Source organism: Komagataeibacter melomenusus, from assembly GCF_013155395.1.
In the GTDB taxonomy this organism is placed as follows: Bacteria; Pseudomonadota; Alphaproteobacteria; order Acetobacterales; family Acetobacteraceae; genus Komagataeibacter; species Komagataeibacter melomenusus.
In genome coordinates this window covers 15,759-35,634 of sequence record NZ_JABJWC010000022.1, presented here as the reverse complement: position 1 = coordinate 35,634, position 19,876 = coordinate 15,759, and the positions used below count along the sequence as shown (strand labels likewise).

Genomic DNA, 19,876 nt, shown 5'->3' with positions numbered 1-19,876 from the left:
CATGAAACAGTCATGGGAATGGCGCTCACGCGCCACCCTCCCTGCGGAACCTCCAGACCGGGATACCCATCTGTTTGGCCTTGTCGGCCAGGTTGTCCTGAATGCCCGATCCCGGAAACACCATGACGCCTACAGGCAGGACTTTCAGCAGGGCGTCGTTGCGCCGGAACGGGGCGGCCTTGCCATGCCGGTTCCAGTCCGGCTTGAAGGCGATCTGCGAAATTTCGCGGTGATCGGCCCAGCGGGAGGCAATGAATTCAGCGCCTTTCGGTGAGCCGCCATGCAACAGCACCATGTCGGGATGCTTCTCGCGCACCTTGTCCAGACGGTTCCAGATGAGGAGATGATCCTCGTAATCGAGCCCGCCGGTGACCGCGACCTTGGGCCCAGGAGGTACGAGCAGTTCGGTTTCGGCCTTGCGGCGGGCGTTGAGAAAATCGCGGCTGTCGATCATCGACGCCGTCAGGGTGCTGCGGCTGACCAGCGAACCGGAGCGCGGTCGCCAGGGCGACATGGTCAGGCGTTCGAACTGGTCGCAGGCGAGGTCGCGGAAGATTTCGTAGGCGTTGCGTCGCTCCAGCAGGGTCAGCCCTTCGGCGATGAGACGTTCCAGTTCCACCGAGCGGATCTCGCTGCCATCCTGTTCCTGCTGGCTGCGTTTCTGCGCCTGCTCGTTGCGGTCGAGATCACGCTCCACCTGCCCGACCATGCGGTGAAAGACGTTGACCGTGGACCAGAGCAGCGGTTCGAGATCGGGTTCGAGCCGCGTGTCGGTCAGCGTGGCTGACAGGGTGTCGAAGATGTCAGCCACCGCGCCCTCGATCTGGCTGGCGTCGGGCAGCGGTCTCGCGTCCGGCTCGTCTTCGAAGGGACGGTGGCCGTAAAGCTGGAGTTCCGCCAGCACGTGGGCGGTGGAGGAGGTGGCGTGCGCGGGTTCGAAATCGTCCTGTGTGCGGGTCATGGGTCTGTCCTCCGGTCTCGGCCGCGCCCCTCGCGGCCTTTCCGGGGGCGGATAGCGGCAGATGAAGGCCGGGCCGGAACCGCTCGCTCGCGCGCGGCCGGAACGCAGTGAAGGATGGCAGGGAGACGGCTATTTTGCTTCGCGATGCAAAGCGCGGCACGCGCGGCGGAAAATAGCCGGCTCCGCCATTGCAGGCCCGGCCTGGCTGACGCCCGCTCCCCTTCCTGAAAGGACGCGGGCGCGCCTCATCCGGAAACGGGACAGCCCCGCGCCACACCGGAAAGAAGCTGACCCTCACACCACCTTCCCGGCCCACCTCAGTGTGTGACCGGATGCAGGAACCGCGCCACATCCTGCGGGGCAAGCTGGGGATGCAGGATCGCCCGCATTGCGCCACGCCCGAGATAGCGGAGATCATCGTTGAAATCCGCCAGACGCGGTGACAGCACGAGGCACTCGATCCCGGCCTCCTGCGTCCGGTCCTGCAGGGTCGTCACCGCATGGTCCCCGGCGGGATCGTCATCGCGCAGCACGTAAAGGCGCCGCAGCGTATTTGGAAACACCATGGCGGCGAGATGCGCCGAGGACAGGCAGGCGGCCAGCGGCAGATCGGGCGTGATTTCATGGAGCGAGAGCACCGTCTCGATCCCCTCGCCCGCCGCCAGAACGTCGGACACCGTGCCAAAGCGCACGGCGTTGCCAAGCAGGTCGCCCATGGCCCGACGGGGCTTGGCGACGGGCGCCTTGCCGCGTCCGTCGCGCGCCAGCCAAGTGCGATGGACGCCGGTAACACGGCCAGCAAGGTCGGTCACGGCGGAGATCATCGCGGGCCAGGTCTCGGTCGGACTGTCGGTATCGGCACGATAGTAGCAATCCGGGTGGAAACGCAAGGATGACAGGTCCGTCAGACGTGTCAGGTGACGATGCCGCAGCCAGGTTTCCGCCAATGTGCTGACGATAGGGCGGGACATGGACCAGAGCCGACGTGCGGCGTCTGCGGTGCCAGATGCCTGCCCCGAAGTATCGTGGCTGAACGCATGGGAGCGGCCGCGATCCGGGGGCTGTCGTGGCTGTGGTTGCGGCAGGCAGAGAAAGCGCCGGGCCTCGTCGGCGACATCGCGAAAATCCAGCAGCCCGAGGCTTTCACGGATGATGTCGAGCAGATCGCCGTGCTGTCCTGTCGCGCCATCCGTCCATTTCCCCGCACGGCCACGGCCGTCCGGTCCACCATGCAGGCGGACATAGAGCGACCGTCCCGGCGTGTTGTGGACGTCGCCGACCAGCCAGTAATTGCCGTGCCGTCGCCCGGCCGAGAGGTAATGCCAACAGACCGCCTCGGCATTTTCAGCCAGCCTGCGGGCCAGATCGCCAGCATCCCATGACTGCGTATCTGTCATCTCACCCTCCCTGCAGGCTTGATGCCGCCATGATTCCCCCGTAACGGCAGAGGCAACGGGCACAGGCCCGAATGCAAAAGGATAGTTTCATGAAGATTGCCGATCTGGTCGATCATATCGCCACCACCACCGACACGAGCAAAACCGATACCCGCAAGGTGCTGGACGCACTGATCGAAGCGATGACCGCCGCCGCCAAGGCCGGTGATGAAATCACCCTGCCGAACTTCGGCAAGTTCAAGGTCAGGGAAGTCGCCGCCCGCGAAGGCCGCAACCCGGCCACGGGTGCGACCATCCAGATCGCGGCCTCGCGCAAGCTGGCCTTCACGCCTGCCAAGGCGCTCAAGGACAGCCTGAACGACTGACCTGCCGACAGGCAAAAGGCGGCGGCCCCTGTCCGCCGCCCCTTCCCCACCACGCCACTTTCTGATGACAGGCCCGCTCATCCGACCTTCTCCATCAGCTTGCGTGCCCTGCCCTCCAGATCCAGTCGTGTGTCCTGGTTGGTTTTCGTACGGGCCAACGCCGTAATTCCCTGTACGAAATCGAACACGCTCTCGGGCTTGCGTCCCTCCTCGTGCAGCACAGTTTCGATGATCCTGGTGGTTTCCGGTTTGGAGAACCCACGACGACGCAGGAAACTTTCCCGATCGTCATCTGTTCTGGCAACCAGCGCACGACGTGACGCCTGAATGCCGGAGACGAACGAGGCCGGGCTGGCCGTAGCGAAATTCCGGAGCGCCGGTGTCGCCTGATGCACAAAGCGCAAGGCGGCAAACTTGCTATGCCGGATCGTGATCTGTTCGAAATTTTCCACGCCCCAGAGCATTCTATTTTGGCACACTCCGCGTAGATAAAACGACGCAATACCGAGACTTTTACTTCCGACTTCCGAATTCCAGGCATAGAAGCCCCGGAAATAGAGATCGGGATCGCCATTGGGCAGGCGTCCGGCCTCGATCGGATGCGTGTCGTCGACCAGAAACAGGAAGACATCGCGATCCGATGCGTAGAGCGTCGTGGTCTCCTTCGTGATGTCGACATAGGGATTATGGGTCATGGTCGCCCAGTCGATAACGCCCGGCACCTTCCAGTTGGTATCGCCTGTGCCGTCACCGGCAATTTTCTGTACTGCACCAACCAGTTCGTGGTCCCAGATGCGGCCGTAATCTGGCCCCGTCACGGCGCGCAGTTCCACACGCCCGTCCTCGGTTTCCAGCGTTTTCACCAGTTCGGCGCGATGCGACAGCAGCCCATGCTGCAAATTGATCGCCGCCAGTGGGGCCGGAAGGTTACGCAGATAGGACGATGGTGCGCCGACCAGACTGCACATCTGGCCAAAGGACCAGTGGGTGGGCGCGATCGGCTCATTCTGCCCCGGCACGGTCAAGGTCAGGCGCTCGGTATTGTCGCGGGATGCTTCCACACGGATGGCGCGGCTCTCGACAGTGCGGGCCGTAGCCCGATCCGCCCGCGCCAGGGTCGCGGCATGCAGGTCGGACAGCGAGAGATACCGCTCGTCATCGGGGCGCGAGAACCATTCGGACGATACGCGGGTGCTGCGTTCGCCACGGGAGGGATCAATCCGGAAACCGCCAGATGCGGCGCCACGGGACGCAGGGGGCAGGATGGTGGCTGTGGTCATGGAAAACTCTCCTCTGATGCCGGTTATTCGGCACAGAAGGCGAAGCCGCCCTCTCCCTCTTTCCGGGGCGCCGGACATAAAAAAAGCGGCTTCCGGTGCCCGGAAGCCGCTGTCTCAAAGTTCCAGACCTCATAAGGGTTACTCGGCGGCGATGGCCTCCATACCCTCGTCCACCGTTGCCGTTTCAACCGGCACTTGCTCTGCACCTCCTGCCGTGCGCAACGCCTCGGGCAGCCAGCCCGAACCATCCAGCAGCCGCTCGGCCTCGCGCGCCATGTCGGGCTTTTTCAGGTGGGCAATACGGTCAGCCGCCTCGTCACCGCGTGCTTCCCGCACCGCCTGCAGGATGCGCGCCTTGGTCACCCGGCCGAGATAGTTCTCGACCGTCGGCTGCCAGCCCGCCTCAACCAGATCAAGGCTGAGGGCCGACGCCAGACGATCGGCCCGCTTGAGGCGCTCGGTGACGCTGCGCTGAGACACCGCGCCGTAGGCGGGCATGCGCTCGTAGAGTGCGTTGACCCCGAAGGACAGGCAATGCGCCAGCAGAGCCATTCGACTGGCATCGTCCAGCCCGTCGATCCAGCGCCACAGCGCATCCTCGTCATCGGGCAGGTCGTGCTTCCAGCCTTCGTTGCGCTGGCGCAGCGCGTGGGCCGGCACACTGCCCGGCATATCGGGCGAATGGACCGGCAGAGAAATTTCCCGGACATAGGCTTCCAGGCAGTCCGCACCCGATGTCTGCCAGTAAACATCACGCACCAGCGTATGCAGCATTTCGGTCAGCGCGATGTGCGGGTTGCTGGCAAAAGCATCCCGCAGGGCGAGCGTGCGCCAGGCCGTCAGTTCAGTGAGAAGCCGGTCAGGCAGTGGTTTGATCCCGTCTTCTTCCTCGGGCTCGACGTCGGGAGCGATGTTGTCGCCCTCCTGATAACCATGGCCTGTGCTATCATGGTCCTGCCCATCATATGCGGGGCGATCGTATTCATCGGCGCTGCCCGCATCATCGGTCTCTTCCGGCTCAGTCGGCATGTCCTCGGGTAGGACGAAGCCCCGCTCCACCTGCAGCGTGCCATCGCTGGCAAGGCTGACGAAGGCCCCGGCCCGCGCCATGTCAGCGGGATCGAATGCGAGGGGACGGGCTTCCAGGGCAAGAATGGCCTGTTCGATCTCGCCCAGCTGTGCATCCACCTCATCAGGGTATTCATCGGCCTGGGCGTATTCAGCCTCGATGGCTTCCTGCTCGGCACGCAGGGCTTCAAGACGGGCTGTCTCTTCATCGGTCAGGGGCACTTCCGTGCCATCGATCTCGACGAACTGCCTTGTGTGCCCCCATGGGAACGACAGGGCGGTTTCGACCCACTTCCAGCCCTCGGCGCGGACCTGTTCAGCCGCCTCCTGCAGCTTTTCCATGACCAGCCGGTCCAGAATGGCCGGATCCTGCAGCCAGCCGCCGTCATCGGCCTCGAACAGGTCGCGCATGATAGGCCCACCGGCCGCGAGATAGGTGTCCAGTCCGACGAAGCGCACGCGACGGTCCGAAGCCCGCACGGTTTTCTCCGTCAGCATGCGGCGAATAACATAGGGCTCGCGGTTATGGCTCTGGCTGACAATCTCCCAGACCTGCTCCTGGCGGGCATGGTCATCGCTGATGGAAAAGGCCATCAGCTTCTCCAGGTTCATGCCGTCCTGCTCATAGATATCCAGCAGCTTGTCGGACACGGTCATCAGCCGCAGGCGCTGTCTGACCACGGTCGGTGCGACGAAGAACGCTGCGGCGACTTCCTCCTCGGACATGCCTTTCTCCAGCATGTCACGGAAGGCACGGAACTGGTCCAGCGGATGCAGGGCCACGCGCTGAACATTTTCGGCAAGGGAATCATCCTCGGCAAGGATGGCCGATCCGGCCTCGCGCACGACGCACGGCACGGGCGCCGTCTTAGCCAGTTTCTTCTGCTTCACCAGCAGTTCGAGGGCACGGAAACGACGCCCACCGGCAGGCACTTCATAGCTGCCGGTTTCGACACCAGCATCATCAAGGACGGGGCGGACGTTAAGGCTCTGCAGCAACCCGCGGCGCTCGATGTCGCGGGCCAGTTCCTCAATCGACAGGCCGGACTTCACACGCCGCACGTTGGACTGGGACAGCACCAACCGGTTGAAGGGGATGTCGCGGGACGAACTCAGGCTGATTTTGGGAATAGCGGTCGCCATGGCGAAACACTCCATGACGGGCGAACAGGAGACTCTCTCCCATCCTCTCAACCCGTCACGAAAATCCGCGCAGCCCTCTGACTCTGAAGGCCCCGGACGCACCCAAAATCCGCGGCCTTTTCCCGGCAGGAAAGGGGGGGGAGGGCGGAAGGTCTGGTCTGAGCATCAAAATTAACGAAGCCGACGGTCCTGATCTCTGTTTTCTCACATAGAATAGCTTGACTTACGACAACATATCCGTGATCGTCGATTTATGGATACAGAATCCGCCCTTGCCGCACTCGGCGCCCTGTCGCAGTCCACGCGGCTGGAAATCTTCCGCCTGCTGGTGCGCCACGAACCGAACGGGCTGCCGGCCGGAGACGTCGCGCGGCATCTCGATGTCCCGCAGAACACGATCTCGGCCCATCTCGCCACTCTGACCCGTGCTGGCCTGCTGACCTCGCAGCGCCATAGCCGTGTGATTGTCTATCGTGCCTGCCTGCCGCGCCTACGGGAACTGATGCTGTTTCTCGTCAAGGACTGCTGCGGGCAAAGCCCTGAACTTTGTGAGCCACTGGTTGCAGAACTGTCGTCCTGCTGCCCATCCGAGTGAGCCCCCCAATGACCGATCGCGTCTTCAATGTCTTGTTTCTGTGTACGGGTAATTCCGCACGTTCAATCTTGGCCGAGAGCATCCTGCGCAAGGATGGTGCCGGCCAGTTCAGGGTCTTCTCCGCCGGTAGCCATCCCAAGGGGCAGGTCAATCCTCTCGCCTTGAAAGTGCTGGCGAACTTCGACTACCCGACCGAGGGACTGCGTTCCAAGCCCTGGGATGAGTTTGCTGTTGCGAACGCTCCCGTTATGGATTTCGTTTTTACCGTCTGCGATGACGCTGCTGGAGAAGTCTGTCCGGTATGGCCGGGGAAACCCATCACGGCCCATTGGGGCATTCCCGATCCGAGTAATGTTTCGGGAACCGATGCCGACCGGGAGCGAGCGTTCGTCTCGGCGTTCAAGGGTCTGAAGAACCGGATTTCCCTGCTTGTCGCATTGCCGCTGGCCAAGCTTGCGACTGCAAGTCTGGTGACGAAATTGCGCGACATTGGCATCGAGCCAACCGGCGTCACGATCTATCATAACCCGGATTGCGGCACATCGCGCAATACGCTTGCCCTGATCCGAAATACGGGGATCGAGCCAACCATCATCGAATACCTCAAAACACCGCCATCGCGCGCCGAACTGGTCAGTCTGATCACGCGCATGGGGATCTCGGTTCGCGATCTCCTGCGGCGCAAGGGCACGCCCTATGATGAGCTTGGCCTCGATAATCCGGCCTTGAGCGATGACGACCTAATCGACGCCATGATGGCGCATCCAATCCTGATCAACCGGCCCATCGTCGTCACCCCGCTGGGTACGGCACTCTGCCGTCCGTCCGAGGTGGTTCTGGACATCCTGCCCAACCCGCAGAGAGGCGCTTTCGTCAAAGAGGACGGGGAGAAGATCGTCGATGAATCCGGCAAGCGGATCGTCTGATGCTGGCGCTTCTGATTTTCGTTGCCACGCTGGTTTTTGTCATCTGGCAGCCTCGGGGGCTGGGTATCGGCTGGAGTGCCATGGCAGGCGCCGCCGTGGCCCTGGCGGCTGGCGTGATCCACTGGCACGACATTCCTGTCGTCTGGCACATCGTCTGGGACGCAACCTTTACCTTTATCGCGCTGATCGTCATCTCGCTGTTGCTGGATGAGGCCGGATTCTTCCATTGGGCCGCCCTGCACGTCGTGCGCTGGGGCAAAGGGCGAGGCCGGACGCTGTTCCCGCTGATCGTGGTGCTGGGAGCGGCCATTGCGGCTGTGTTCGCCAATGACGGCGCGGCCCTGCTGCTGACGCCCATCGTCATCGCCATCCTCACGCAGCTTCGCCTCAGCCCTGCTGCGGCGCTGGCCTTTATTATCGCCACTGGCTTCGTCGCGGATACCACCAGCCTGCCGCTTGTCATCTCCAACCTGGTGAACATCGTCAGCGCCAATTTCTTTGGCATTGCGTTCGATCGCTATGCCGCGATCATGGTCCCTGTCGATCTGGTAGCACTTGGTGCAACGCTTGCCGTCCTGTGGCTGTGGTACCGGCGGCAGGTGCCTGCGACCTATCCCGTCGCCGAACTGCCCGCACCTGCCACGGCCATTCGTGACCACCATGTATTCCGGGCGGCATTTCCGCTGCTGGCCCTCGTTCTGGCGGCCTATTTCCTGACAGCGCCGTTTCATATCCCGGTCTGTGTCGTAGCCTGCCTGGCCGCCGGAACCCTGTTGCTCGTCGCCGGGTATGGCCGGGTGATCCCTGTTCGCAAGGTGCTGCGGGGCGCCCCGTGGCAGATCGTGATCTTCTCCCTGGGCATGTATCTGGTGGTCTACGGGCTGCGCAATGCCGGGCTGACTGACTACCTTGCGACCGCACTGGTCTGGCTTGGCCATCAGGGGACGTTCACGGCCACCATCGGCACCGGCTTTCTGGCGGCTGTTCTGTCGTCCATCATGAACAATATGCCGAGTGTGCTGGTCGGGGCGCTGGCGATCCAACAGGCTCACGACATCACGCCGCTGACACGCGACCTGATGATCTATGCCAACGTCATCGGCTGCGACCTCGGGCCAAAATTCACGCCGATTGGTAGTCTCGCAACACTGCTGTGGCTGCATGTGCTGGCATCCAAGAACCATCGGGTCACATGGGGGCAGTATATGAAAGTTGGACTGGCGATTACGCCGCCCGTCCTGCTGGCAACACTCGCGGCGCTGGCTCTGTGGCTGCCCCGGATCAGCCATCCGTAATGCACGAAGGGACCGATATCTATGACCGAATCTGAGCTGCCCGCCCTGCATCCTGAATATCTCGAACGGATTGACCTCGCGCGGCTTGAGCCACACCCACGGGATGACCATCCGCCGCGTATCCTTCTTCTCTACGGCTCTTTGCGCCCCCGATCCTTCAGCCGGTTGCTGGTGCTTGAGGCAGAACGCATCCTGAAGGTGCTGGGGGCCGAGACACGGGTGTTCGACCCGACCGGCCTGCCGGTAGCGGATTCCGTGCCCGCAAGTCATTCGAAGGTGCGGGAACTGCGGGAACTCTCGATCTGGTCTGAAGGCCAGGTCTGGTGCAGCCCCGAACGGCACGGCAACATCACTGCCGTGTTCAAGAACCAGATCGACTGGTTGCCCCTGACCGAAGGCTCGATCCGCCCGACGCAGGGCCGCACGCTGGCGGTCATGCAGGTTTCGGGCGGATCGCAGAGCTTCAATTCCGTCAATGCCCTACGGGTGCTGGGCCGGTGGATGCGGATGTTCACCGTCCCCAATCAGTCCAGCGTGCCGATGGCCTATACCCAGTTCGGTGACGATGACCGGATGAAGCCATCCCCCCTCTATGACCGGATGGTAGATGTCATGGAGGAGCTGATGAAGTTCACATGGCTGCTGCGCGACCGGACCGACTACCTCGTTGATCGCTACAGCGAACGCAAGGCGGAATTCCGTCTCCCGGAAAGTCTGTGAGCCGGGCAATGGCGGAACAGTTCGATGTTGTGATCGTGGGAGGCGGTCAGGCGGCCCTCGCCGCGTCGTATTTTCTACGACGGACCGGACTGCGTTACGTCATTCTTGATAACGGGACGCAGGCGGGTGGTGCATGGGTGCATGGCTGGGACTCCCTGCATCTGTTTTCACCCGCGTCCTACAGTTCGCTGCCCGGCTGGCCGATGCCAGACACGCCGGATGGCGGCTATCCGACCCGTGACGAGGTGTTGGACTATCTGCACCGCTACGAGGCGCGCTATGCGCCGCCGATCCGCCGTCCGGTCATGGTCGAGTGTGTGGAGCGCGCGAACGGAAAACTTCTGACTGTCAGAACCAGCGCGGGTGATTTTCTTGGCCGTGCGGTTATCGGGGCGACCGGTACGTGGTCAGCCCCCTTTGTTCCCGATGTCGCGGGGCGTGACCTCTTCGGCGGGACGCAACTCCATTCCAGCCATTACCGGAATGCCGCGCCCTTTGCCGGCCGACGTGTGCTGGTGGTGGGTGGGGGCAACTCCGGGGCACAGATTATGGCGGAGCTGTCGCTTGTCGCTCAGGCAACATGGGTCACGCTGCATGACCCCGTCTTCCTGCCCGATGACGTGGATGGACGGGTTCTGTTCGAGCGGGCGACCGCTCGCGTTCTCGGCGGCCCGTCGGCCATGCCTGCCAGCGGTTTTGGCGATATCGTCATGGTACCACCTGTGCGCGCCACCAGGGAGCGAGGCGTGCTCCACGCGGTGCGCCCGTTTGTACGTATGACCGCAACGGGCGTCGTCTGGCCCGACGGGCGGGAAGAAGCCATCGACGCGATCATCTGGTGTACCGGCTTCCGACCCGCGCTCTCCGCATTTGCGCCACTCGACGTGATCGAGCCGGACGGGCTGATCCGCGTTAACGGGCAGCAGGCCGTCAGGGAGCCACGTCTCTGGCTGCTGGGTTATGGCTCCTGGTGTGGTCCTGCATGCGCTACCCTGCTGGGGGCGGGTCGTGTCGCCAGATCCATGGTCCGGCAACTGGCGGCGTGGCTTGCGTCGCCAACATAGAATGTCTGCTTATTGAAACCTTGAGCAAGCTTATACATGGCCGCGATGAGGCGATTGTCGCCTGTCCGCTAAGACCGGGAAAACGAGCGGTCCTCTGTCGTGCGCCCGAACGAAAAGCGATTGATATGGGAACCAATGTGTCTCGGCAGTCTCAACCCGGTGCAGGTGTGTCCTCAGTCATCGCCGATAGAACGAATGACTCGTGCCGGATTTCCGCCGACAAGGCAGTTCCGGGGAACGTCCTTCGTGACGACAGAACCTGCGGCCACAACCGAGTTTTCGCCAACCGTCACCCCGCCAGTGATCGTTACGCCGGCTGCAATCCAGACGTTTCTCTCGATCACGATGGGTTTTGCAATAACGCAAGCGCGTCGCTGAGACGGTGCGACCGGGTGGCTCGACGTGATGAGACTCACATTGGGTCCGATCATCACATCATCACCAATGTCGATCCCACCCAGATCGTACAGGGTGCAGTTCTGATTGATAAAGACGTTGCGCCCAACCCGGATATGCTCGCCACCACTCGTATAGAATGGCGGTATGAGCGAAAAGCTGTCGTCCACCTTCTGGCCGATGAGATCGCTGAACACAGCCCGGATTTTATCCGCCTCGTCATATGTCAAACGGTTGAGAACCGGCGTAATCGCCATGGCTCGCCTGACGCTTGCCACCATAGCCGCTGATTCCGGCGTCCGTCCGGGAATGACCTTGGTGCGATCGTCCTTTGACATGCGTTATTTTCCTCGGGTTTCGACTGAGCATCCGTTCCCGCGTGCAAGGACGACACGGAGATTAGCTCAACGTAGCCACAAAATAAATGCACCGGAACTAGCCCAACCGCAGGCGTCCATGGTGTACCGCCGGATGGTGGCTTCCGGGAAGGAAACTAGCCCGTGACTATGCCCACGATATCCATCCTGTGACGGCTTCCTGCATCACGTCGTATAAAAATCTGGATCCCATTTAGTTATGACGACAACGTTTTCCTGTGAAGCGCTGACGGCAGCTGGAGCGTTGCCACCAACAACAGGGCATGAAACATGCAGAGCAGGCCGAATGTTTCGGTGAATGCGCCTGAAATGGCATGGGGAATGGCGGCGGTCGGCAGTTGCCATCCAAGAAACGTGGCGCAGAGCGTTGTTATGGTTGGCCCACCAATCCGCTGCACGATGTTCAGCGCGGTCGTCGCCATAGGAATGTTCGGCCGTGCAACGGACGCATAACCCGCGCTCATAGCAGGAATCCCGACTGTGCCGATGCCGGCCCCACGCAGGAACAGGGCAATGGCCAATATGCCGCCATTCAGGCCGGTATAAGCAAGGACAGCGAGCAGCAACGAGCCGACACAGGCGCAGAGTGCGCCACAACTGGTCAGCCTGCGGATACCAAAGCGGTCCGTGAGATGTCCCATCAGGGGATAGGTACACATCATCCCCAGCCCCAGCGGCAGCATGAACAGGCCGGTCCGGTCGGATGAGACGCCACAGGCATGAATGAGCCATACCGGTAGCAGCATCTGTCCGGCAAACGTCACCCCATTCAACAGGAACATGGTCGTCGCGGCCGCTGAAAACGCAGGCGTGTGAAACAGCCTGAGATCAATCAGCGCGCTGTCACCTTTCCGTTGCGCCCAACGGAAGTACGCGACAAACAGCAGCAGAGCACCGCACAGGACTATTTGCCCGAGAAGCTGGCCCGCATGATCGGTTCCATAAAGAAGAAAACTCAGCGCGGGCGCCAGCAGAGCCAGCCCCGTCATATCAAGCGAGCGGGGTCGCACCTCAGCCCGATCGTCAGGCAGAAACAGGACGGCAAGTACGAGCGCCAGCAGACCAAATGGCAGGTTGAGAAGAAAGATCCACCGCCAGGACGCCACCGACAGGATCGCGCCCGCGACGACCGGCCCGAGAAGCGGGGCAAGCAGGACCGGCATGGTGACGGCACTGGCCACTTTTGGCAAATGGCTGCCCGCTGCGCGGGCAACCATCATCTGCGCCATAGGTGCAAGCAATCCTCCCGCCATCCCTTGCAAGAGGCGGAATGTGATGAGCGACGACGCTGACCATGCCAGGGCACAGAGACCTGAAGTAATCGTAAAAGCACCGAAACACCCCACATAAACCGCCCTGCCGCCAATACGGCCCACAAGCCAGCCACTCAACGGCAGTGTCAGGGCAAGTGCCAACAGATAGCCGCTCACCACCCATTGGATGACCGAAAATGGTGCGTGCATTGTCGTGACGAGATCCGGTAGCGAGACATTCACGATCGTCGCATCCAGTTGCGACATGAAAGACCCGATCGCCGCGACACTGACGATTTTCCAGATGCCCGCCGGAAGTCGGGCGGGCTCTTGCGATTGCGGCAAAGCTGTTGCTTTCAGATTTATGTCACGGCGTTGAAGGGCTGCGGGCCGCTATTTTGCTCAGGGCTCCAGAGTGATGGCGTCACTGGTCGTAACGCGGCCGAGCATCGGGAAAACATGGTCACAGGCAAAACGCTGCATTTCTTCGGCGAAAGTGGATGTCAGATCTTCCGCGATCACCACGCCATAACCGTGCTCATGTGCAGCGCGGGCTGTGGACTCGACACCCATATTCGTTGCGATGCCACCCAGAACGATCGTCGTGATTCCGCGCCGCCGAAGCTGAAGATCCAGGTCGGTTCCATAGAAGGCACCCCACTGTTTCTTTGTGACTAGCAGGTCTGTCGGCTCGGCCAGCCCCTCGACCAGTTCGGTCCAGTCAGGGGCAAATCCACCTGGGGGCGGCGCAAAAGGACGATCGACCTCGGTATGCACGGCGTCGGCGAAATCGGGAGCAAAGGCGACATTGACCAGAATGACGGGCGAACCTGCGGCCCGAAACCGGGATGCAAGCTTTTTGGAGCGTTCGACAACCGCCTCTCCCGTGAAAGGAGCCAGCGTCCGATCGACAATACCTTTCTGGAGATCAATCAGGATCAGGGCGGTCCGGGGCGCTGAAAGAGAAATCATGACGGTTCTTCCTGCTGGTTCATGCGGGTCGGATCTGTTGTCCGGGTAGCACGGAACTGGTAAAAATTGAGGAGACACTCAAACAGGGGTATATTTGAGTATGGACTCAAATACGTCAAGTGAGAAACGGGGGACACTTCAGCCACGCCGCGCAGTCGGGCGGCAGCGGGTAGCGGAGCTGCTTGCGGCTGCGTCCGATCTCATGGCGGAACATGGGTACGAAGCCACCACAATGGCGGAGATTGCCAGCAGGGCCGGCGCGAAGATCGGTTCGCTCTACCGTTTTTTCCCCAACAAGGAGGCCGTCGGGGAAGCACTCTTGCAGCAACACATGGCGATCGTGCATGACGAATATGAAGCGCTGGAAAGGCGCGCAGCGGATCTTTCGCCTGAACAACTGGCTGACATCCTGATTGACCTGCTGGCGGTGCTTTACCCGCGTGTAAAATCCCTTCCGGCGCTGATGGAGGCGCATACTGACCGGACGGAAATCCGTGACCGATCACGCCAGCAGGCCCTGGTCGGCATTTCGGCCGCCCTGCGGGTGTGCGCGCCCGGACTGGACGAACAGACGGCCGGCGATATTGCGGCGGTTGTCTTGAATAATATGAAGGTCATGCTGGGTATGACCCTGAAGGACGCTCCGACAACACCAGGTGCGCCGGATGAACTGCGCCGGATGAACAGGCTCTATCTTTGCGCACGTCTCACACCCTGCCGGGGGACAAGGGCGGGCCACGTTTCCGGGGACAGTTATTGATTCGCTGGAACAATGCGGGCCGGAGAATACCTGTCAGCGAAAATCGACTCCTTACCTGACGATGTATCGACGGCAGATGTTGAAACCGTATGTCGATAATTCTGCTGCTCTGAATGCGGACTGCAGAGGGGAAAACTGACACCAGATATTTGGTCCGCTCATGTCAGCTTTGGGGGGGGAAAGGAGAATGTCGGCTGTCAGGCATGAAAACCCGACCTAACCGAGAGGCATATTCGCATTCGTGAACGCATTACGTCCCACGTCTGATCTGGTCCTGCCGGACTGAATGTTCAATTATCGTCTTGCCCTGCACGTTCTGTTTTCCAGATATCCCGGTATAGAAAGACAAGGAAAGGGACGGGCCACAGGAACGGAAAACTACCGTGCAAGGCCAGCCCCGTAGCGGCGGCCATCACGCCTGCCAGAAAAGCCCCCCACGAAAGTAGCGGCAGAAAAATGCTTCCTGCGATAGGGCGAATGTTCCTGTCCGGCGCAATCCATGACGCCATCCATTCCGCAATTCCCGATGCGGCTTTCAGCAGGTTTGTTGTCACGACGATCGTGGGCATGGGCGTGCCGGAGAATTTCGCGATCGTTTCGCCCTGAACAGCCAGCAGTGCCGGAAGCACGAGAAATTCGCCCCAGTAGCGTAGGGAGGATCCATGCACGATCTGTGCCAGAACCATGAAGATTGTCATCACCATGACACCATAAGCTGGCGACCATAACAGCCGCATCAGGCCGGACAGGATGGCGGCAAGGAAAAAGACACCCAGCACACCCACCAGAAGCAGGCCATGGTGCCAGTTTCCGCTGATAAACGAGGCGCCCATATGCGTGGTATTGCCCGTCATCGCGCCTGCAAAGACACCGCCCAGATCGACGAAACTCAGGGCATCCACATAGCCTGCGACAAGCCCGAGAATGAGAATCCGCCGGGCGGAAATCGAGACCGGGAGAAGGGAGGAGGGCATTATTGCGACCGGGAAGCGATTGACGGATAGAGCCTGCGGGCGACCCGCTCCATGGTCAGACCCTGCACGATGATGGTGAACACCACGACACCATAGCAAACAGGCAGTAGCAGGTCGCGCAGGTCTCCGGGTGGTAGGCCAAGCGCCAGAGAAACCGAGATGCCGCCACGCAGGCCGCCCCATGTCAGGATACCGAGAACACGGCCCCGTTCCCACTGCCGGAGATGAACCGGCAGGGTGGAGAACAGCACGCTCAATGCCCGCACGGCAATAGACAGCGGGATCACGGCAAGCGTCGCCAGCACCGTAAACAGATGCGGCGTGATCTCCAATATTTCAAAGCCAATGAGCATGAACAGGAGCACGTTCAGCACTTCGTCAATCAGCGTCCATGCAATGTCGAGTTCCTTGCGGGATACTTCATCGAAAACGGAATGGCTGTAACTGGTTCCGAAACATAGTCCGGCCACGACGACGGCAATCGCTCCGGACATCCCCAGCTGATTGGCGATGCTGAAGGTTCCGGTCGCCAGAGCCAGCGAGGTCAGCAGATCGATATGCGGGTCACGCTGCGCCTTGAGCACACGAAGCGCGATCCACCCGGTTATCGCTCCAAGAAGACCACCACCGAGCGCTTCGCGGCAGAAGCTCATGGCAATCTCAGAAGCGCCCACCCCTTGACTGTCTCCAGTCGCCAGCCCGATCGTCACACCGAAAATGACGACGCCCACGCCGTCATTGAACAGGCTCTCACCCGCAAAAACGGCCTGTATCGGTCCTGGCAGGCCGAGACGTTTCAGCATCCCCACGACTGAAACCGGGTCTGTCGGAGCGAGAATGGCGCCAAGTACGATGCACCATGTAAAGGGAACGGCGTGCCCCAGAAAGGGGAAAACACACCACGCCGCGACCGCCAGAAAAGCCACGGCCAGAACGGTTCCCAGAATAGAGAGGGCTGTTACAGACATCAGCTTTGCGCGCAGATGTCCGACATTCACCTGCATGGCTCCCGCAAAAAGCAGCAGCGAAAGGGCACCGTTCAGAAGTGCCGCAGGCAAATTGATGGCACCGAGCACGGATCGTGGGAGAGCCTGAAGATCATAGGCCGGGATCAGCGGGTTCAGGATCATGACCAACAGCGAGGTCAGCAATGAGAAGACCAGAACGCCAATCGTGACAGGAACACGCAATGTGTGGTGGTTGAGAATGCTGAAGCCTGCCGAGAAGGTCAGGAGCAGGGCAAGAAGACTGATTGTATCCATGGCCTCATCGCTGGCCGCCCTGGCGCCTCACGTCAAGAAAAACCGGGAATAGTCTGTTATTCGAGAAACTTAACCGGGCATTGAATGGCAAAAATGAGGGCGGGAGCTGACTTTCTACCAAGAAAGTAAATTCACTCTGTTCGCTTCGAAGCCAGTTCATAAATCTCATTATCGGCTCTCCGGCCAACGGCAATTACATAGATGACGATCCGTTCGTCGATGACCTGATAAACAAGGCGGTAACCATCTTTCAGAAGCTTGATCTTATAAAACCCTGATAGGTCGCGATGCAGTTCGTTTCCTGGAGAGTGAGGGTTCCAGATCAGCTTTTCCAGCTTCTTTTCAAATTTCTTACGCACGCTGCCGTCAAGAGCATCCCACTCTCTGAGTGCTCTGTCGTCGAATTCAAGACAATACTCTTTCATTCGCGATGACGGTTCTTAAGCTCTGCAAAAGTCATACGATGCTTTTGGGCAGGGTTTTTTAGGCGTTCGCGCACAATCTCGATAAGCTCCGCATCCTCGTCTGTGACAAGCCTCCGCTTGACGGGAGAGCGACCCGTTTCAGCAATATACGCGAGCGTATCGCGCAGTGCGTCAGAAAGTGAAATGCCTTGAGCCGACAACTTCTTAACTGCGGCTGCCTTCAGCGTTTCATCTACCCGGAATGTAACAGCAGACATACAAAGCCTCCTTGCGTGTATGCACATATGTATCACAGCTGTTGGTACAAATGAAGCGAAAGATGGTCGATGCTGATGTCTGCATTCGAGAAACCTGATCGGTTGCGGAAACGGCAGAAAAGAGGCGAAAGCCGACATGGGGACACACCCTTCACCCCCGCCACTCCATCATGCGACGCTACCGGCCAGCCACTCCCTGAGCTTCGACCACCGTCGCCTTCCGCCCTGGTTTCGCACGGCCATGCCCAGCGCCTTCTTCTGCCCCACAAGCACGACGAGCTTCCGCCCCCGTGTCACGCCCGTGTAGAGCAGGTTCCGCGCCAGCATGGCGTAATGCTGCGTCACCAGCGGGATGACCACCGCCGGATATTCCGATCCCTGGCTCTTGTGGATCGTGGTGGCGTAGGCCAGCACCAGTTCGTCCAGCTCGCCGAAGCCGTAAACGACCTCCCGTCCGTCGAATGAGACCGTCAGTTCGCCTTCTTCGATATCGATCCTGTCGATAACGCCGAGATCCCCGTTGAAAACGTCCCGGTCATAATCGTTGGCGATCTGCATCACCTTGTCACCGGGACCATAGGTCCAGCCAAACCGCTCGACCTTCACCTCGCCCGGCGGGTTCAGCGCCTGCTGCAATTCGATATTCAGCGACCGCGCACCAAGGCCACCCCGGTTCATCGGGCAAAGCACCTGCACGTCGCGGACCGGGTCCAGTCCGAACCGCGCCGGAATGCGATCCTTCACCACCACCAGCAACTTGCGCAGCCCGATCTCCGGTTCCGCCGCCTCGACGAAGTAGAAATCCGACCCTTCCTCCGCGCTCAACTCCGGCATTTTGCCTTCGTTAATCCGATGCGCATTGGTGATGATGCGGCTCTGCGCCGCCTGGCGGAACACCTCGGTCAGCCGCACCACAGGGACAGCACCGGAGGCGATGATATCGGCCAGCACCTGCCCCGGTCCGACCGACGGCAACTGGTCCACGTCGCCCACGATCATCAGGGCTGCGCTATCGGGCAACGCACGCAGCAGGGAGCGCATAAGCAGCACGTCCACCATGCTGGCCTCGTCCACGACCAGCAGATCGCAGGTCAGCGGGTTGGTATCGTCCCGCTTGAAGCTGCCGGTCGCCGGATCTGTCTCCAGCAGGCGGTGGATGGTCTTGCCTTCCAATCCGGTGCTTTCCGACAGGCGCTTCGCCGCCCGTCCCGTTGGCGCGCAGAGCTGCACGTCCGTGCCCTTGGCCGTCAAGATCTTCAGGATGGCGTTGACCAGCGTGGTCTTGCCGACGCCAGGACCACCGGTGATCACCAGAACCTTGCTGCGCAAAGCCAGGCGCACCGCCTCCTGCTGGCTGGGAGCCAGAGCGAGCCTGGTCTTTTTCTCCACCCAGGTCATGGCTTTTTCAGCATCGATCTCCGGCCAAGGCGGTCGGCCGACGGTACAGGCATGCAGTCGCTCGGCGATGCTCTGCTCCGCGCGATAGAGACCAGCAAGGAAGATACAACTCGTCTCTCCCACGCTGTCAGCGACCACGTCGCCCGCTTCCAGTTCCAGTGTGAGGGCTGTCTCGATCAGAGGGGCGGCGACCTCCAGCAGTTCGGCGGTGCTGGTCAGCAATTCCCCGACCGGCAGACCGCAATGCCCCTCATCCATGGCCTCGCCGAGCGCGTAGGAGATCCCTGCCCGCACCCGGATCATCGCGTCGGGTGCGATCCCCATCTTCCGGGCAATCTGGTCGGCGGTCTTGAACCCAATCCCCCGGATGTCTTTCGCAAGCCTATAGGGATTTTCGCTGATCAGTTGGACCGCATCCTGACCATAGGTCTTGAAGATACGCACCGCCCGCGAGGTGCCGACACCATTGCTGTGCAGAAACAGCATGATCTCGCGGATCACCTTCTGATCCGCCCAACCACCGACAATCCGTTCGGCCCGCTTGGGGCCTATGCCCGTCACCTCCCGCAGGCGTTCAGGTTCCTGCTCGATCAGGTCGAACACCGCCTCGCCGAACGCTTTCACCAGCTTCTTCGCGTAGACGGGGCCGATGCCCCGGATCATGCCGGAGCCCAGATAGCGTTCGATGCCCTCGACCGTGGTCGGCGGGCTGGCCTTGAGGAACTCGACCTTGAACTGCAGCCCGTGGGTATGATCGTTGAACCAGCGCCCCGACATCTGCACGAACTCGCCTGCCGAGATCATAGCGGCATGGCCGACGACAGTGACCAGATCGCGCTGTCCGCGCACCTTCACCCGCAGAACGCAGAAGCCGTTCTCGGCGTTGTGGAACGTCACCCGCTCCACGAGGCCTGCCAGCGCTTCCGTGAGCGAAGAGTCGGTGGCGCGTCCGCTCATCCGGCCTGCCGGAGGATCGGCACTTCCGTAT

General features: G+C 61.0%; 19 protein-coding genes and 1 pseudogene. 8 read left to right on the top strand and 12 right to left on the bottom strand.

The window, feature by feature from the left end; all coding sequences use genetic code 11:
• Nucleotides 1–25: 25 nt before the first annotated feature.
• Entirely contained in the window at nt 26–961 is a 936-nt protein-coding gene (locus HNW77_RS09840; RefSeq protein ID WP_007396199.1) for a DUF2493 domain-containing protein, read from the bottom strand.
• A gap of 317 nt (nt 962–1,278) precedes the next feature.
• Nucleotides 1,279–2,358 (bottom strand): DUF7146 domain-containing protein, encoded by a 1,080-nt coding sequence (locus HNW77_RS09835; protein ID WP_159263354.1) that lies wholly within the window; start codon nt 2,356–2,358, stop codon nt 1,279–1,281.
• Nucleotides 2,359–2,447: 89 nt separating this feature from the next.
• Here HNW77_RS09835 and HNW77_RS09830 point away from each other — a divergent pair, with 89 nt between their 5' ends.
• Complete coding sequence (locus HNW77_RS09830; protein WP_007400755.1) at nt 2,448–2,723, top strand: HU family DNA-binding protein; 276 nt, start codon at nt 2,448–2,450, stop codon at nt 2,721–2,723.
• 77 nt (nt 2,724–2,800) lie between these two features.
• On the opposite strand, the gene HNW77_RS09825 is transcribed toward HNW77_RS09830, so the two are convergent.
• Both HNW77_RS09825 and HNW77_RS09820 read right to left on the bottom strand, forming a co-directional pair.
• A complete protein-coding gene (locus tag HNW77_RS09825; RefSeq protein ID WP_007400754.1) occupies nt 2,801–4,003 on the bottom strand; it encodes a hypothetical protein in 1,203 nt (400 codons plus the stop codon).
• A 138-nt stretch (nt 4,004–4,141) separates the two neighbouring features.
• Nucleotides 4,142–6,214 carry a ParB/RepB/Spo0J family partition protein gene (locus HNW77_RS09820; RefSeq protein ID WP_159263356.1) on the bottom strand — a complete coding sequence of 691 codons (2,073 nt, stop codon included), beginning with the start codon at nt 6,212–6,214 and terminating at the stop codon, nt 4,142–4,144.
• 253 nt (nt 6,215–6,467) lie between these two features.
• On the opposite strand from HNW77_RS09820, the gene HNW77_RS09815 reads away from it, so the two are divergent.
• The 6 genes and pseudogenes from HNW77_RS09815 to HNW77_RS09795 all read left to right on the top strand — a co-directional run bounded on the left by HNW77_RS09815 (nt 6,468) and on the right by HNW77_RS09795 (nt 10,814).
• Complete coding sequence (locus tag HNW77_RS09815) at nt 6,468–6,809, top strand: ArsR/SmtB family transcription factor (protein ID WP_007400752.1); 342 nt, start codon at nt 6,468–6,470, stop codon at nt 6,807–6,809.
• 8 nt (nt 6,810–6,817) lie between these two features.
• Nucleotides 6,818–7,156 (top strand): annotated as a pseudogene (locus HNW77_RS17725) (arsenate reductase ArsC); the annotation flags it as partial.
• Nucleotides 7,157–7,303: 147 nt separating this feature from the next.
• The gene (gene arsC / locus HNW77_RS17720) at nt 7,304–7,735 is read left to right on the top strand and encodes an arsenate reductase (glutaredoxin) (RefSeq protein ID WP_040000225.1); all 432 of its coding nucleotides are present in this window, start codon (nt 7,304–7,306) and stop codon (nt 7,733–7,735) included.
• On the top strand, nt 7,735–9,030 hold the full coding sequence (locus HNW77_RS09805; protein WP_007400750.1) for an arsenic transporter: 1,296 nt from the start codon (nt 7,735–7,737) through the stop codon (nt 9,028–9,030). The genes arsC and HNW77_RS09805 overlap by 1 nt, the downstream gene beginning before the upstream one ends.
• A gap of 21 nt (nt 9,031–9,051) precedes the next feature.
• Complete coding sequence (gene arsH / locus HNW77_RS09800) at nt 9,052–9,750, top strand: arsenical resistance protein ArsH (RefSeq protein ID WP_007400749.1); 699 nt, start codon at nt 9,052–9,054, stop codon at nt 9,748–9,750.
• 8 nt (nt 9,751–9,758) lie between these two features.
• Complete coding sequence (locus HNW77_RS09795) at nt 9,759–10,814, top strand: ArsO family NAD(P)H-dependent flavin-containing monooxygenase (RefSeq protein ID WP_007400748.1); 1,056 nt, start codon at nt 9,759–9,761, stop codon at nt 10,812–10,814.
• Between the two features lie 173 nt (nt 10,815–10,987).
• Here the strand turns inward: HNW77_RS09795 and HNW77_RS09790 are convergent, their stop codons facing one another.
• The 3 genes from HNW77_RS09790 to HNW77_RS09780 form a co-directional block, all read right to left on the bottom strand.
• Nucleotides 10,988–11,548 carry a sugar O-acetyltransferase gene (locus HNW77_RS09790; protein ID WP_040000220.1) on the bottom strand — a complete coding sequence of 187 codons (561 nt, stop codon included), beginning with the start codon at nt 11,546–11,548 and terminating at the stop codon, nt 10,988–10,990.
• A gap of 236 nt (nt 11,549–11,784) precedes the next feature.
• Nucleotides 11,785–13,185 (bottom strand): DHA2 family efflux MFS transporter permease subunit, encoded by a 1,401-nt coding sequence (locus HNW77_RS09785; RefSeq protein ID WP_172157284.1) that lies wholly within the window; start codon nt 13,183–13,185, stop codon nt 11,785–11,787.
• Between the two features lie 57 nt (nt 13,186–13,242).
• Entirely contained in the window at nt 13,243–13,812 is a 570-nt protein-coding gene (locus HNW77_RS09780) for a hydrolase (RefSeq protein ID WP_007400745.1), read from the bottom strand.
• A 100-nt stretch (nt 13,813–13,912) separates the two neighbouring features.
• Here HNW77_RS09780 and HNW77_RS09775 point away from each other — a divergent pair, with 100 nt between their 5' ends.
• Nucleotides 13,913–14,572 carry a TetR/AcrR family transcriptional regulator gene (locus HNW77_RS09775; RefSeq protein ID WP_040000214.1) on the top strand — a complete coding sequence of 220 codons (660 nt, stop codon included), beginning with the start codon at nt 13,913–13,915 and terminating at the stop codon, nt 14,570–14,572.
• Nucleotides 14,573–14,862: 290 nt separating this feature from the next.
• Here the strand turns inward: HNW77_RS09775 and HNW77_RS09770 are convergent, their stop codons facing one another.
• The 5 genes from HNW77_RS09770 to recD2 all read right to left on the bottom strand — a co-directional run bounded on the left by HNW77_RS09770 (nt 14,863) and on the right by recD2 (nt 19,845).
• Entirely contained in the window at nt 14,863–15,546 is a 684-nt protein-coding gene (locus HNW77_RS09770; RefSeq protein ID WP_159263359.1) for a YoaK family protein, read from the bottom strand.
• Complete coding sequence (locus tag HNW77_RS09765; protein WP_029604386.1) at nt 15,546–16,808, bottom strand: cation:proton antiporter; 1,263 nt, start codon at nt 16,806–16,808, stop codon at nt 15,546–15,548. Before HNW77_RS09765 ends, HNW77_RS09770 begins: the two co-directional genes overlap by 1 nt.
• A 131-nt stretch (nt 16,809–16,939) precedes the next feature.
• Nucleotides 16,940–17,233: a type II toxin-antitoxin system RelE family toxin gene (locus HNW77_RS09760; protein WP_003618711.1), complete on the bottom strand. Its 294-nt coding sequence runs from the start codon at nt 17,231–17,233 to the stop codon at nt 16,940–16,942.
• Nucleotides 17,230–17,490, bottom strand: coding sequence for a type II toxin-antitoxin system RelB/DinJ family antitoxin (locus HNW77_RS09755; protein WP_003618686.1), 261 nt, complete (start codon nt 17,488–17,490; stop codon nt 17,230–17,232). Before HNW77_RS09755 ends, HNW77_RS09760 begins: the two co-directional genes overlap by 4 nt.
• A 168-nt stretch (nt 17,491–17,658) precedes the next feature.
• Nucleotides 17,659–19,845, bottom strand: coding sequence for an SF1B family DNA helicase RecD2 (recD2, locus tag HNW77_RS09750; RefSeq protein WP_040000208.1), 2,187 nt, complete (start codon nt 19,843–19,845; stop codon nt 17,659–17,661).
• Nucleotides 19,846–19,876 lie beyond the last annotated feature (31 nt).

Coding starts and splice junctions, on each gene's coding strand:
- HNW77_RS09840 (WP_007396199.1), bottom strand. CDS start 961: ATGACCCGCACACAGGACGATTTCGAACCCGCGCACGCCACCTCCTCC.
- HNW77_RS09835 (WP_159263354.1), bottom strand. CDS start 2,358: ATGACAGATACGCAGTCATGGGATGCTGGCGATCTGGCCCGCAGGCTG.
- HNW77_RS09830 (WP_007400755.1), top strand. CDS start 2,448: ATGAAGATTGCCGATCTGGTCGATCATATCGCCACCACCACCGACACG.
- HNW77_RS09825 (WP_007400754.1), bottom strand. CDS start 4,003: ATGACCACAGCCACCATCCTGCCCCCTGCGTCCCGTGGCGCCGCATCT.
- HNW77_RS09820 (WP_159263356.1), bottom strand. CDS start 6,214: ATGGCGACCGCTATTCCCAAAATCAGCCTGAGTTCGTCCCGCGACATC.
- HNW77_RS09815 (WP_007400752.1), top strand. CDS start 6,468: ATGGATACAGAATCCGCCCTTGCCGCACTCGGCGCCCTGTCGCAGTCC.
- HNW77_RS09805 (WP_007400750.1), top strand. CDS start 7,735: ATGCTGGCGCTTCTGATTTTCGTTGCCACGCTGGTTTTTGTCATCTGG.
- arsH (WP_007400749.1), top strand. CDS start 9,052: ATGACCGAATCTGAGCTGCCCGCCCTGCATCCTGAATATCTCGAACGG.
- HNW77_RS09795 (WP_007400748.1), top strand. CDS start 9,759: ATGGCGGAACAGTTCGATGTTGTGATCGTGGGAGGCGGTCAGGCGGCC.
- HNW77_RS09790 (WP_040000220.1), bottom strand. CDS start 11,548: ATGTCAAAGGACGATCGCACCAAGGTCATTCCCGGACGGACGCCGGAA.
- HNW77_RS09780 (WP_007400745.1), bottom strand. CDS start 13,812: ATGATTTCTCTTTCAGCGCCCCGGACCGCCCTGATCCTGATTGATCTC.
- HNW77_RS09775 (WP_040000214.1), top strand. CDS start 13,913: ATGGACTCAAATACGTCAAGTGAGAAACGGGGGACACTTCAGCCACGC.
- HNW77_RS09770 (WP_159263359.1), bottom strand. CDS start 15,546: ATGCCCTCCTCCCTTCTCCCGGTCTCGATTTCCGCCCGGCGGATTCTC.
- HNW77_RS09765 (WP_029604386.1), bottom strand. CDS start 16,808: ATGGATACAATCAGTCTTCTTGCCCTGCTCCTGACCTTCTCGGCAGGC.
- HNW77_RS09760 (WP_003618711.1), bottom strand. CDS start 17,233: ATGAAAGAGTATTGTCTTGAATTCGACGACAGAGCACTCAGAGAGTGG.
- HNW77_RS09755 (WP_003618686.1), bottom strand. CDS start 17,490: ATGTCTGCTGTTACATTCCGGGTAGATGAAACGCTGAAGGCAGCCGCA.
- recD2 (WP_040000208.1), bottom strand. CDS start 19,845: ATGAGCGGACGCGCCACCGACTCTTCGCTCACGGAAGCGCTGGCAGGC.